Raw genomic sequence first — 12,313 nt, 5'->3', positions numbered from 1 at the left:
TCAGTCCGATGGTAGGGGTTTGTCACGCCTCTTGCCGAAGATTTCGCTTCAATTTCCCGCTCGACCATGTTTCCCCAGCCGAGGAGAGTATTACTCTCCTCGACTAATAAACCTATATAGGCATTACCTGCGTTTTTAAGTAAAGGTAGTAACTCGTAAGTCATGTATATTACTCCGTTGAGGTTAACTCTCAACATTTTCTCGTATTTCTCTTCGTCAAACTTTTCAAAGGGCATTAAATACCATAGACCGGCGTTATTCACTAATACATGCAATTTATCTGTTAACTCCTCAACTTGATGCTTTAACTCTTCTTACTTCTTCTCTGTTTCTTACGTCACATTTTAGAATTACGATCCCTTCTTTTTCTAGTTCCTTAGCTTTCTCCATAGACGAGTTGTAAAATATGATAGTCTTATATCCTTCTCAACTTAAAGTTTCTGCCATAGTTCTACCTATACCTCATGATCCTCCAGTTACAAGTGCATATTTCATATCACAAACAGAATAAAGTAACGAGATAAAAAAGAGTAATCAATTACAATATAAAAAATTAGGAGAATATTCTTCCTTATTTCTTCTTTATATTTTTCTTAATCTTTTCAGCTAAGTCTTGATTGATCTGTTTTATGCCATGGGCTTTTTGGGCGTGTATTTTCAAGATCTCTATGAGCTCCTCCTCACTTGAAGCTCCTCTTATTTCGTATCCACAATTCATTCCTATATCGGCACAGCTAAAGTTGTACTTCTTTTTCCCGAATAGCATAGAAATACGTCAATAAAGAAGTATATCTTAGTTTGTTAGAAAATTTTTAACATTTAATCCGTTATAAAAGTAAAAAATTCTAACATCAGTTTAATACTATTAAGCACGTTCTGACTATTATGAAATACAATTTCAGATGTGAAGACATAGGGATGAATTGTAGGTATGAAATAAGAGGAGCTTCTACAGAGGAAGAGTTATTAGAAGAACTGAAAATCCACGCAAAAATGTCACATAATCTGAACTCTATACCTCCGGACGTATTAGAAAAGATAAAGAGAAATATAAAGAAGAGTGGAAAGTATAGTTTTAGTTGTGCCGATGTAGGAATGAAATGCGGTTTTGAGATAATTAACGCGGATAGCGAAGAAGAACTACTGAACGAACTAGCAATTCACGCCAAACTCAGCCATAACATGTCAACTATTCCACAAGATACTCTAAATGCGATAAAGTCCAAAATAAAAGTCATGTAAAGTTTTTTATCTCCTTCGCTAATTTTAACTTTGTCTTCTTATTATCACAGAAACTATAAAAAGTTTGATTATTGTTTAGAATTCAATCAGTCGTAAATGATATGAAATACCTTGCTACTTATTACGACGGGTTCACCTCTCTATTAAACACAACCTATTTCACGATTAACGTTGGTTAAAAGTTATCATTCCTATAAGGTACATTCTTTAAGAATTGCATTATTATGGTCAGAAAATATTTCTCCAAAAGCCCACGGTTATTAACACACCGTAGAGTTGAGGAAGACGAAGAAATTCGACTATAGAAAAAGAGTAAGAGAGCAAAAATGATAATGACGGGTTAAGCACTCCTATGTGAAGTAGCTGAGAAGATAATGTAGAATTAGAACTATCAGTTTAGAGTACGAAAAGAAATTATGAGATTCCTTTTCTAACTTCTTTTTTATCTTACTTCTGGAGGTAAGAACAATTTAGCTCTGTTTAGGAGAACAGCTTTTAGAGTAGCTAAGAGCGTTCTTATTTGGGATATTTGGTCTGGAAAATTTGATAGGGTTAAAATCTGATCGGCTATACTTACCATTTGCAGATCGTTTTTATATATCTCATCTAATTGCTCAGTATGGATTTTATATCTAGCGTAGATACCAGCTCCTCCTCCTTGAGTTGAGTTTAACATTCCTATTAAAGTCCTGATCTCGGATATTGTGTCCTCAATATTTCTGAGTAAAGGTGAAAAAGGTTGGCTTCTTACTATTTGAGACTCACTATTCGCCAGATTATTTATCGCAGTTTCCAACTTCATTATCGTAGCTTGTCTAACTAAGAAATCGTCTTGTCTCATTAGATCCTTAGCTTTGTAACCCCTATACCCCGGTACGAGTAACTGTAATTTCTCGAGCGGAGTCAACTCCTTAGGCATAGACTATTTTTAGATTTTCAAGAAATAAATTTTACGTTATTATTAATTTGGGTTGTGCTGTTGCGAATTGGAAGTTTGATTGACTGTTTGCTTACACCTCGTAAAATAACCTGCTGAAACGACTACGACCAATAACCCAATTATACCAAGGACTACGGACTCGACACCAGTGGTCTTAAAGCCTAGATAAACTAATATAAAGCCTATACCTTCGATAGCGGGAAAAAGTACCTTGTTCCTTAACTCGTTAATCATAAGTTATTTTGACTTAATCATTCTATATAAAATTCTTCCTAATGTTCCTTTTTCTTAGGTCTGAAAGAGTGAGCGTGAGAAGGGTCATACACGCTCGACCTGATTTGATCTTTATAACGAGAGGGGTCTGCTATCTTTCCTACTAATATCATACTATCTTTTGTTATCTTCTCGGCCTTAACTTTCTGAGCTATGTCCCCTACAGTTCCGCGTATAATTTTCTGATCTGGCCATGTAGCCTTATAAACTACAACAACGGGCATATCGTCTGGCACTCCTCCCTCTTTCAGTTCTCTGACAACCTTGTCTATGAGTTGGACTCCAGTATATATAGCCATAGAGGCCCCTTTCATCAAGTGAGGGGCGTAGTCCTTTATAGAACCTTCCATGGGGACTGCTCCAGAAGCCCTAGTTATAATAAGGGTCTGAGATATTTTTGGTAAAGTCAGTTCAATTCCCAAAACGCTTGCTGCCCCAATTGCTGCAGTTATCCCAGGTACTAGTTCATAAGGGACTCCAGCATTTTCTAACGCCCATATCTCTTCGATCAAAGCCCCGTATATGGAGAAGTCACCTGACTTCAGCCTTGCTACGAGCTTACCTTCCTTAGCCCTCTTTATCATTATACCAGTTATTTCCTCTAATGTTAGTGAAGCCGTGTCGACTATTTCCGCATCTTTCCTTGCCCACCTTAACACTTCTGGATTGACTAGGGAACCGGCGTATAAAACTACGTCTGCTTCTTCCAACCGGTTCTTAGCTTTTACAGTTAGTAACTCCGGGTCTCCCGGTCCCGCTCCTATAAACACTACCTTACCCATTTTCACGTTTTTTCACCCCTATTATCATAGAAAAATAATCCTTATCCGAAATCGAGGTATCCCAAGTAATTATTTTCTCTCCTTCTAAATAACACCTACGAGCATAAATAAGCTTATATTGGGACTCAAGTAATGCCTTTATGTCCTGAAGATTAACGTTAGCCTTTAATATTATTATAGTATCGAACTTACCGTTAGCTTCTGATATCAGGTCTAGCCTATCCCCTGGAATAATTGCAATACCTTCATTCCCTAATGCTAGAGGTAACTTACCCTTATTTGCACAAGCTGTAATCGATGAGACCCCGGGGATTAGGTCGATTTTATCTATACAGTTAATAAACTTGGAAACTCTGTAGTAAGTACTGTAGAGAGATGGGTCACCTAAAGTTACAAATGAGTTAACCCCGTCCTCAACGTTATTACAGATATCATCCCCTATCTTTCTCAGAGAGTCCTCATCTACTTCTTTACCCATAGGGAAACCAAGAGGGACTACTTTCGCCATTTGGGAGATATAAGGAGAGATAACGCTCAATGCAAGACTTCTGTTAGTGGTAGTGGAGTAAGGGATAAAAACTACTTTAGACAATGAGAGAATCTTGCTTGCCTTTATCGTTACTAGCTCGGGGTCTCCTGGACCCAGACCTATAACAAACAACTCTTTCGTCAAGTCTTCTCACCGTAAATAATGAAAACGGGGTTCCTAGATATCATCGCATACCCTTTACTTGTCTTCATACCTTTCGCCACAATGACCTCTATAAGCTCGGTTTTGTACCCGAGCTCTACTAATGCATTCGTCGCACTGACGGCGGTCTCTAATAGTATAGCATCGGCAACTACTCTACCTCCTTTCTTCAGTTTTGGGTCTATAGCGGTTATTATTTCCCTTATCCTCTCCGATCCTCCACCGATAAACACGGAGTCCAATTGCTCGTTAATTTCACTTATAGCGTCCGGAGCTTCTCCCTTTATAACTACCACGTTCCTTACGTTAAACTTTTGGAGGTTTTTCAGAGTGAGGTTATAAGCTAAATCGTCCTTTTCTATGGCGTAAACTTTACCTTCATCTCCTACTATCAACCCAGCCTCAACTGTTACACTACCAGTACCACTTCCTATGTCTAAGAACCTAGCTCCGGTAAAGAGCCTCGCTTTTGATAGTGCTAAAACTCTGATCTCTTCTTTTGTCATGGGTATCTTCTCTTCCCTTATGAACTCCTCATCCGGAATACCGGGTACTCTCACGGCTGATCCGCCCTAGCGAGAACTTCTCCTTCCTCTGATAAGGCTATAACTTCAACACTCATATTAGTAATGGACTTAAGCCTCTTTAACGCCCTTTCTGCAACTACTTTCATAACTTTCACCCTCTCTTCCTTGTCGAGATAAGTAAGGGCCTCGGACACTGTCAACGAATTCGCTATTTTACGTATTTTCTCCGCTTCAATATCCGCGAGGACCGAAGCATAAGTTATGGTTTCAACCCTTGCATCACCGTACTTATTATGGGTGTTCATAATTCCAGCGGCAACCTTCACCAGCTTTCCGGGTAGGCTGATCAACGTAACCTTCTCGAATCCCATTTCCTCGGCGAGCTTAATAGTATCGCCCACCCTATCACCTATTTTTACCGCTATATCTCCGAACATCCTTTTAGCTACTTCAAAGCTGAAGTTTCCCGGGGCAATAACGAGACTTTTACTCCCTGAATGTTTTATCACGCAAATTTCCGTCCTAAGGTGATCTATATAGTCCTCGTCACTTACCGGGTATTCTATACCGGTAGTCCCAAGTATCGATATACCATCTACTATACCGATTGACGGATTCATTGTATTTCTTGCAATCGTTCTTCCATTGGGAACCGATATCTCCACTTCAACGTTTTCATCCGTTACCTCTTTGACTGCAGCCTTGATCATCTCCATCGCAGTGGGACTTATAGACTTACTCCCTATCTCACCCCTTAAGCCCGGTCTTGTTATCACACCTATCCCTTCTCCTCCTTTGATCGCAAATGATAAACTCCTTTTAGAACAAGACAGAATCTCCAACCCGTCTAAAGCATCAGGGTTATCTCCAGCAAACTTCCTAACTGTTGCACAGTACTTGTCGTCTCTCCTTTCGTATTTATCAACGGGCACCTCTATTCTAAGTCCAATAGGAGTGGGGATCGTTACACTCTTAGGGTTCTCCCCCCTAACCAGATAGATAACAGAAGCTTTAGAGGCCGCTGCAGCCGCCCCTCCGGTCGTTATTCCGAACCTTTTAAGAGTCGTTATTAAGCTCAAAGCTATACCTCCTATCGTACCCTCTGGGAGTAATCATTTTACCGTTACAAGTATAAGTCCTTGAATTCCCAATTATCATCGTAGTTATCATGTTTATTACTCCCTCATGCTTCTTCCAATCGGAAAGGTTTGTAATTATCACCTGCTCGTCTTCTCTATAAGCACTCTTAACAATTCCTACCGGTGTCTCGGGCTTTCTGTATTCAGATATGATAGCCATAGCCCTCTCCAGTAAGGGCTTGTTTATGGGGTTATAAAGAACTATAACGAAATCCCCCTCGGCCGCTTTCTTTATCCTGTGAAGTATCTCTTCCGCTGGTACGAGTAAATCGCTTAAGCTTATGGAAGCAAAGTCCATGGCTAAGGGTGAACCCAACCTGGCTGCTGCAGCTAGAGCCGCGGTAACGCCTGGTACTATTTCGAAGTCCAACTCTAAATTGTTCTTACACATCATTTCCAATGCTGGGCTCGCCATACCGTATACTTGGGGGTCTCCGCTGGAGATCAGTGAAACAACCTTACCTTCTTGCACCTTCTGAATCGCGACCCTAGCTCTATACAATTCCTCTTTCATTTTAGCCGTTATTACTTCTTTTCCGTCTACGAGGTCTCCTATCAATTTAGCATAAGTGGTATAGGCTACTATCACGTCACTTTGCTTAATGGCTTCTACCATCCTGAACGTCCTTATAGGGGGTGCACCGGGACCCGTGCCTATTATGAACAGTTTCCCTTTCATCTCATAGCCACCCTTATTAACTCGTTTATTATTGCCACGGCTATACTACTACCACCGTAAGTACCTTTAATGACTATGGCTGGTAAACCGCTTTTTATCAGCTCCTCCTTAGATTCAACTGCGTTAGTGAAACCAGGAGGAGAGGCTACTACTAGCGGTATTTCTAACAACTTCTCCTTCTGTACTCTAAGTGTCTCCACCAATGCAGTAGGCGCGTTCCCTATAACTACTATTTTTGGTGAAGTCAATCCAATCCTAATACTCGCAGCTGTCCTAGTTATACCTAATTTCTTTGCTAGCTCACCGGAAGAATCTAAGTAGTTCTCAACCTTTTTCCATCTTACCCCAGCCATTACCATTTTAACATCTGTTAGTATGGGAAGTTGAGCCTTCAAAGCTTCTATACCGCTGTTTATAGCGTCGGGAGATATGTATACTTGTTTTGATATCTCAAAGTTTCCACTAGCATATACAGCCCTACTTATAATTTCCAGCTCTTCTCCGTCTACCCCGAGATCCTCCTTAACCTTTTTCCTAATTATACTCATAGTCCTCTCCTCTATTTCCTCCGGATCCTCAATGTACTCTTGCCTTTCATCAGTATCAAAAGCGTTCTTAACCCGATAAAATAGGGCGAGCTTTACAAGTTCGGAATCAGCTAGAGGGCGTGTAAAATATACGTTTATCTCTTTGTCCTTATATTTGGCCTTTGTCCACTGATAAAACTCAGAAGCCCCTACCTCTCCCATTATATCTTTTGCTACGTGGTTACCCCTCCCTAAAAAGGCTAAAGCGAATACGAAGTGGTCGTATCCCTTCTCAGTAAGGTCTAGTAGAAGGTTTCTCCAATTGGGCTCCGTATATTCATTATGTGATAGAAAAACTGGGACTTCAAGTTTCCCTTCAAGGTATGTAGCTAGTTTCTGCATATCTTCTACGAAGGCATGCCTCCTTGAACCGTGAGTTATCATAATGATTGCAGATTTTTTCACAACACATGGATAGTCTATCCATATATTTAACCTTTGTTAACAGTTTTTCATGAGTTTCTTAAACAGTTGGGTACGTGTACTATTACTAGGTCACTAAACTTTAAATCGCCCTTAACTACGTCCTCGGCTGTAATTTTGTATACTTTTTCGTCCGGAAAACTCAACCTCTCCATCACGGTGAGAACTGGGTTACAGCCTATCTGTAATAGCTTTTCTGACACTTTCCTCACTCCGTCAGGATAGGGTTCTGGGACAATCAGCAAATCACGTCCGATCTCTAACGCTTTCTTTATTTCATCGTAGTTTAATTCACCTCTAACGTGAAAAGTGATAAATACAATCTGAGACAGATCTTTTCCGACTATAGCGAGAGCCCTTAGTACTGAAGATATACCGGAAATTATAACATATTGTATACCTTGTCTATTACATTCCCTTTTTATCCTATTGAGGAATTGGTAATCTGAGACCATAGGGTCACCGTGGAACAACACTGCTACATCTCGGTCTCTAGCAATGCTAACTATCTCCGGAATCTGTATTTCCTGCTCTTTATAGTTAAGATAAATTAACTGTTTACCATCCATTTTAAGAAAATCAAATCTGTCCACAACATTTCTCCAGCCTGCGATAATGTCCACTCTTTTCAAAACATTAAATGCTTTAATCGTTATCAATTCAGGATCCCCACTACCCACACCCACAACATAAATCAAGTTACTCACCCGCTATAGCTACTGCAACAGTGACTTCCCCTTTGTATGGAATCTTCCTTAAAATCAATTTCGCATCCTTCCCCCCAGCTATGAGGGCAGAAACTTCAGCAACACCTTTCAGCCCCAGCTCAGTGAGTTTCTCTGAGGGAGGCGTTAGACACTCGTCATTAAATGAGTTGATCTCTTCAAGGGTTATCTTCCTGAAAGGGATTCCAAGCTCCTTACTTGCAACTTCAGCTGATTCCCTAATAGACGCTATGAGCTTTACTCTACTCTTATCAAGTGAAAGGAGATCTAAAACGTAAAGTATTGCCTCCTTGACGGTTTTAGGAGAAGTCTCCTTTTTACTCCCTACTCCTATTGCGACCCTCAATGGCTTTAAACACACGACGTTCTCGTCATCACACCTATTGTTGTCTGTAATAATCACTGAGTACTTACAACCATCACCTATGACGTAGTTGCCTTCTACCTGAGGAGGCAGAGATGAAATTCCTTTCACACATACTCTCTCCCCTCTTAACAGAGCTGAAGTAACCTTAACTATCGCATTAACGTTAACGACCTTAGCTATGAGTAAATTTGCAAGCTCTTCTACGCTAGTTACACCCCTCTGTTCGCTTGCTGTAGTGATAACTAAAGTGGAGTTTAGGGCTTCGGAAATCTCCCTTGCAAGATCGTTTGCTCCCCAGTGAGAACCGATAACAGGAATGACAAATTTAAACTCGTCGTCTACAGCAATCACTGCTGGATCCTTGTCCTTTCCTTGAGCAAATTTACAAATACTCCTTACCACTCCTCCCAGAGCCATTACAAAAACTAGTGCGTCATAGCATTTCCATAATTTCTCCACGTTTTCTAAGCTATAACGCAATAGGGAAACGGGATAGCCCTTATTTTTTATTACGTCAGCAACCATCTTTCCACTCTGCTCATTAGAAGCGTAAATTACGGCGATACCCCTACGCCACCACATCCAGTTAACTCTTGTATTAAGGAATAAATACGTTACTTTTTAAAACCTAATTAACGGGGATATCTCTCAAAAAGGGAAAGAGGTTCAAAGCGTAAGGTAATAGTTAATTAGCCAAGTAGTAATTACTTCTATCTTATCCTTTCGTCCTCTTGTTCTTGTCTTGCCATATCTATTATTTCGGCTACCATAAATCCTGCCAATAACCAAAGCACGAAAGCTCCTAGCGTCACTTCCGTACCGGAGGGAATTGAGATTATCATAACATACATCGTGAATAACGCAGCTCCTAAAGATAGAGATATCTCTACCTTTCTCTTCCTCAGTCTCTTCAAGGATATCCTAGTTAGAGAAAAATCAGTTGCTAGATGGACGTATAAGTTACCCAGCAAGGATACAAAACTTACAGTTAGAAAAGCATTGTACGCGTTGCCACCAAACATGATTAAGGACAGCATGACTATTAACCAATAAGCTCCCACTGTAACCAACACCGCATTGAACGGCTCTCTACCGTTCTTAAGTTCTGCCAGTTTTTCATGAAAGAATCCGTTTACTGCCATAGCATAAATTGTTCTAGATGTAGAAAACATAAAAGTTAATGTAGCAAGTATCCCGTCATTAATTGCAGCTATTGTTGCAAACGCTAGTGTAGCTAAACCGAATCTATCCTGAATTAGCGTAAGTAGGGATATTGAAGAGTTTAATTGTAAGTGGTAATATACTATATTGTCTACAATAGCATAGACATCGAATGATGCGAGTAGACCTCCTAATAATATTACTGTAACTATGGCCCTTGGGACTGTCTTCTTTGGGTCTTTTACCTCACCGGATAAAGGAGTTATTGAACCATATCCGGTTGGAATGCTAGAGCCGAATATAACCGCGGCAGCTAATGCGGAAAGTGGTGGGATTTTAGATACTGGATTGTAAAAGGTAAAGTGAGTAGAATATAGAAACGTTATTGCTAAGAACCCCATCATTATTATTTCTAAGATACTGGCAAACATTGCATATTTAAATGAAGGTTTATTTCCCAATAAGGAAAATGCTGAAGCCAAAACAAGGAATACAAGCGCTATTTGATAAGTGTCGAAAAGTGGTAATATAGTCGAGAGTACGGCAACTGCGCCTAACACATACGCGCTACCGTATAAGGCTGAATACAACAAGTAAGTCCAGCCTGTCTCAAAACCGAGACGTTTAGTTAGGGAGTAATAAGAGTACGTGTAGTAGCCCCCACTCTGCGTAAACTTAGTTGAAAGTTTATATGCTACTAGACCGTTTAGCAGAACTAATAAAGTACCCAAAATAATAGCTACTGGTGCAAATGATCCACCGTACGAATAAGAAGCCACGCCATAAACTAATATGCTCAGGAAGGGTGATTGTCCTCCAAGACTCATAAAAACTAGGTCTCTTAGCCCTATCTCTCTAGTCGGCTTTTGAACTCCTCTCTGCGGCGACTTTGACATACGCTAAACTTCTTCATCACCCTTTTCATTAAAAAAACTTACTACTAAAATTTAATTTATACAAAGTTATTGGGAAAAATCACTAATTATTTATCCAATATTGCAAAGAACAATAAGAGCCTATAAAAATCTAGATAATAAACTCGTTGAATGAAAACAATTTTAACTACGTAAGGAGTAATATTGCCTACAGATGAAAATACTACTTATATCTACATGGACTAACATATCAACTAATGAGCAAGAGTATAACGTTGTTGACTCTAGGGGAAACGAAAATGAAAACATGATAAAAGACTATAAACCTTCACTAGCAGAATACAGTTTTCTGAAGGAGGATGTAAAAGACGTTAAAATGATAATCCTATTGCCCTCTTTTCTTACGGCATCTTTGAACGACTTGCCGGACTCTTATTCGCTTCTTGAAAACTCCCTTAAGGATCTCGTAGCCCAGAAATTCCCAGCAGCAAGGGAAGCTGACATTTATGTTTTACCGTCGTCAGGAACGTTCGAATCCAGTAAGAATGTCATTCACATACATGACGGCGGTATCGGAAACTTTAATTTCTTTATTTACATGGATATCTATGAGGAGTTAAGGAAAGAGGATCCAGAAGTCGTAATGGTAGACCTTAGTGAAACATCCTCCTACTTATCTTACATCACGTCAAACGCAGTTAGGCTAGCAATTGAAGATTACGCATTTATTAATAAGAAACAACCCATGCTTATTGAGTTAGCGTCAGACTTCTCAAATAGGATTGTTACTTTGAGAAAGACGTTAATGAAGGACGTAAATATACATCAATATCTAACGTCTGATATTAAACTCGCTAAGGGAATGAATACCCAAGGAAAAAGCGAGCTTTACGGCATAGGAAAGGCATTAGAATTAGGACTTCCATTAGCCCTAATATACTTACTTAGGGAAGCTGTTGATCTAGTTTCACCAGAAGAGTTCAGGAAAAAAGTCCTCGAAAACATACAAGTTCGAAAAAATAACGGAACATACTCCCTAATCGCTTCCCTCAGGGCGAGTATGACCTCACCGTATTACTTTATAGGTTATCATTTTGTAGAAGCCAATAAAAAAATCATTGAAGATGAAATAACTCTGGATAAATTAAACGAGTTAATGGATTACTATACCGGAGCAACTAGAGCGTTGATTAGGAGGGAGATCGAGATTATTAGAAAATTGAGCCAACTTGTCAGAGACGGAGAATATTTACTTGACTCTTTGATAAGGGTGGGAAACACTAGGGTGCTAGACTGGCTAGATGGTAGGGTATATGAGGGAAGTAAGGTTAGATGTGAAATAACAGAGGAAGAGATGGTATCCCACGCAGGTATGGGAAGGAAGTTCACTAAGGTAAGTAAGGACGGAAACGATATAACTGTGAAATATGCAGAAGAATGTCTTGATAACGTATTGTCATGGATAAAGAGTTTAGGAAGGGAAGAATGACTATCTTTACTAACTTCGAGATCACTTTAAATAATCTTCACTATTTCGGAAATTGTAGTTAAGACGAAAGTACTTCCAAGAAATAAATATATGACTGATAGCTTCATTTTATTAGCCAGACTAGCGAAAAAGTAGCCGAGTATGGTGATAGTGTCGTCGTTAAGTTATTTATATTTGTATAACGAGTATTACTTATGGGTAGGAAGCCTGTATTTAGGCAAGACGTTTCTTGTCCCTCTTGTGGTAGTCATCATGTTGTTAAGTGTGGTAGGCCTTTGGGTAGGCAGAAGTATTTGTGTAGGGATTGTGGTAAGTACTTCTTGGGTGATGCTAGTTATCATCATCATTCTAGGAAGTTGAGGGAGGAGGCTTTGAAAATGCTAATGGTATGAGTATGAGGGCTATTTCTAGCC

The 12,313-nt window shown here is 39.6% G+C and carries 15 protein-coding genes and 1 pseudogene; 3 read left to right on the top strand and 13 right to left on the bottom strand.

Annotation, left to right across the window (positions count from 1 at the left end; all coding sequences use genetic code 11):
* Both WIW52_RS01510 and WIW52_RS01505 read right to left on the bottom strand, forming a co-directional pair.
* Positions 1–275 (bottom strand): SDR family NAD(P)-dependent oxidoreductase (locus tag WIW52_RS01510; RefSeq protein WP_337708150.1); only part of this gene is annotated, 275 nt, incomplete at its 3' end.
* A gap of 296 nt (positions 276–571) precedes the next feature.
* Positions 572–766 carry a DUF1059 domain-containing protein gene (locus WIW52_RS01505; protein WP_337708148.1) on the bottom strand — a complete coding sequence of 65 codons (195 nt, stop codon included), beginning with the start codon at positions 764–766 and terminating at the stop codon, positions 572–574.
* Positions 767–882: 116 nt separating this feature from the next.
* Between WIW52_RS01505 and WIW52_RS01500 the strand changes: the two genes are divergently transcribed.
* A complete protein-coding gene (locus WIW52_RS01500; RefSeq protein WP_337708154.1) occupies positions 883–1,242 on the top strand; it encodes a DUF1059 domain-containing protein in 360 nt (119 codons plus the stop codon).
* A 442-nt stretch (positions 1,243–1,684) separates the two neighbouring features.
* Here WIW52_RS01500 and WIW52_RS01495 read toward each other — a convergent pair whose 3' ends face one another.
* The 11 genes from WIW52_RS01495 to WIW52_RS01445 all read right to left on the bottom strand — a co-directional run bounded on the left by WIW52_RS01495 (position 1,685) and on the right by WIW52_RS01445 (position 10,432).
* On the bottom strand, positions 1,685–2,161 hold the full coding sequence (locus WIW52_RS01495; protein ID WP_337708146.1) for a hypothetical protein: 477 nt from the start codon (positions 2,159–2,161) through the stop codon (positions 1,685–1,687).
* 42 nt (positions 2,162–2,203) lie between these two features.
* Positions 2,204–2,416, bottom strand: coding sequence for a hypothetical protein (locus WIW52_RS01490; protein WP_337708145.1), 213 nt, complete (start codon positions 2,414–2,416; stop codon positions 2,204–2,206).
* 38 nt (positions 2,417–2,454) lie between these two features.
* Positions 2,455–3,237: a precorrin-4 C(11)-methyltransferase gene (gene cobM, locus WIW52_RS01485; protein ID WP_337708152.1), complete on the bottom strand. Its 783-nt coding sequence runs from the start codon at positions 3,235–3,237 to the stop codon at positions 2,455–2,457.
* Positions 3,230–3,910: a cobalt-factor II C(20)-methyltransferase gene (locus WIW52_RS01480; protein WP_337708143.1), complete on the bottom strand. Its 681-nt coding sequence runs from the start codon at positions 3,908–3,910 to the stop codon at positions 3,230–3,232. Before WIW52_RS01480 ends, cobM begins: the two co-directional genes overlap by 8 nt.
* Positions 3,907–4,488 (bottom strand): precorrin-6Y C5,15-methyltransferase (decarboxylating) subunit CbiT, encoded by a 582-nt coding sequence (cbiT, locus tag WIW52_RS01475; protein ID WP_337708141.1) that lies wholly within the window; start codon positions 4,486–4,488, stop codon positions 3,907–3,909. The genes WIW52_RS01480 and cbiT overlap by 4 nt, the downstream gene beginning before the upstream one ends.
* A complete protein-coding gene (gene cbiD, locus WIW52_RS01470) occupies positions 4,485–5,534 on the bottom strand; it encodes a cobalt-precorrin-5B (C(1))-methyltransferase CbiD (RefSeq protein WP_337708139.1) in 1,050 nt (349 codons plus the stop codon). Before cbiD ends, cbiT begins: the two co-directional genes overlap by 4 nt.
* A complete protein-coding gene (locus WIW52_RS01465) occupies positions 5,512–6,273 on the bottom strand; it encodes a precorrin-3B C(17)-methyltransferase (RefSeq protein ID WP_337702761.1) in 762 nt (253 codons plus the stop codon). The genes cbiD and WIW52_RS01465 overlap by 23 nt, the downstream gene beginning before the upstream one ends.
* Positions 6,270–7,265 (bottom strand): precorrin-8X methylmutase, encoded by a 996-nt coding sequence (locus WIW52_RS01460; protein ID WP_337708137.1) that lies wholly within the window; start codon positions 7,263–7,265, stop codon positions 6,270–6,272. Before WIW52_RS01460 ends, WIW52_RS01465 begins: the two co-directional genes overlap by 4 nt.
* A gap of 47 nt (positions 7,266–7,312) precedes the next feature.
* The gene (locus WIW52_RS01455; RefSeq protein WP_337708135.1) at positions 7,313–7,990 is read right to left on the bottom strand and encodes a cobalt-precorrin-7 (C(5))-methyltransferase; all 678 of its coding nucleotides are present in this window, start codon (positions 7,988–7,990) and stop codon (positions 7,313–7,315) included.
* Entirely contained in the window at positions 7,983–8,957 is a 975-nt protein-coding gene (cbiG, locus tag WIW52_RS01450) for a cobalt-precorrin 5A hydrolase (RefSeq protein WP_337708133.1), read from the bottom strand. The genes WIW52_RS01455 and cbiG overlap by 8 nt, the downstream gene beginning before the upstream one ends.
* 128 nt (positions 8,958–9,085) lie before the next feature.
* Positions 9,086–10,432, bottom strand: coding sequence for an APC family permease (locus WIW52_RS01445; RefSeq protein ID WP_337708132.1), 1,347 nt, complete (start codon positions 10,430–10,432; stop codon positions 9,086–9,088).
* Positions 10,433–10,625: 193 nt separating this feature from the next.
* On the opposite strand from WIW52_RS01445, the gene WIW52_RS01440 reads away from it, so the two are divergent.
* Together WIW52_RS01440 and WIW52_RS01435 are read left to right on the top strand one after the other, a co-directional pair.
* The gene (locus WIW52_RS01440) at positions 10,626–11,900 is read left to right on the top strand and encodes a TM1812 family CRISPR-associated protein (protein ID WP_337708131.1); all 1,275 of its coding nucleotides are present in this window, start codon (positions 10,626–10,628) and stop codon (positions 11,898–11,900) included.
* A 194-nt stretch (positions 11,901–12,094) separates the two neighbouring features.
* A pseudogene (locus WIW52_RS01435) lies at positions 12,095–12,313 on the top strand (IS1/IS1595 family N-terminal zinc-binding domain-containing protein); the annotation flags it as partial.

It is taken from the genome of Stygiolobus sp. RP850M, from assembly GCF_037389295.1.
GTDB lineage: Archaea > Thermoproteota > Thermoprotei_A > Sulfolobales > Sulfolobaceae > Stygiolobus.
Note: the sequence above shows the minus strand (reverse complement) of the source record. Positions and strands in the feature narration are given on the sequence as shown.

Bases quoted from the DNA above. Each gene is read 5' to 3' on its own strand.
- WIW52_RS01465 (WP_337702761.1), bottom strand. From the start codon at position 6,273: ATGAAAGGGAAACTGTTCATAATAGGCACGGGTCCCGGTGCACCCCCT.
- WIW52_RS01445 (WP_337708132.1), bottom strand. From the start codon at position 10,432: ATGTCAAAGTCGCCGCAGAGAGGAGTTCAAAAGCCGACTAGAGAGATA.
- WIW52_RS01490 (WP_337708145.1), bottom strand. From the start codon at position 2,416: ATGATTAACGAGTTAAGGAACAAGGTACTTTTTCCCGCTATCGAAGGT.
- cbiG (WP_337708133.1), bottom strand. From the start codon at position 8,957: ATGTGGTGGCGTAGGGGTATCGCCGTAATTTACGCTTCTAATGAGCAG.
- cobM (WP_337708152.1), bottom strand. From the start codon at position 3,237: ATGGGTAAGGTAGTGTTTATAGGAGCGGGACCGGGAGACCCGGAGTTA.
- WIW52_RS01505 (WP_337708148.1), bottom strand. From the start codon at position 766: ATGCTATTCGGGAAAAAGAAGTACAACTTTAGCTGTGCCGATATAGGA.
- WIW52_RS01440 (WP_337708131.1), top strand. From the start codon at position 10,626: ATGAAAATACTACTTATATCTACATGGACTAACATATCAACTAATGAG.
- WIW52_RS01495 (WP_337708146.1), bottom strand. From the start codon at position 2,161: ATGCCTAAGGAGTTGACTCCGCTCGAGAAATTACAGTTACTCGTACCG.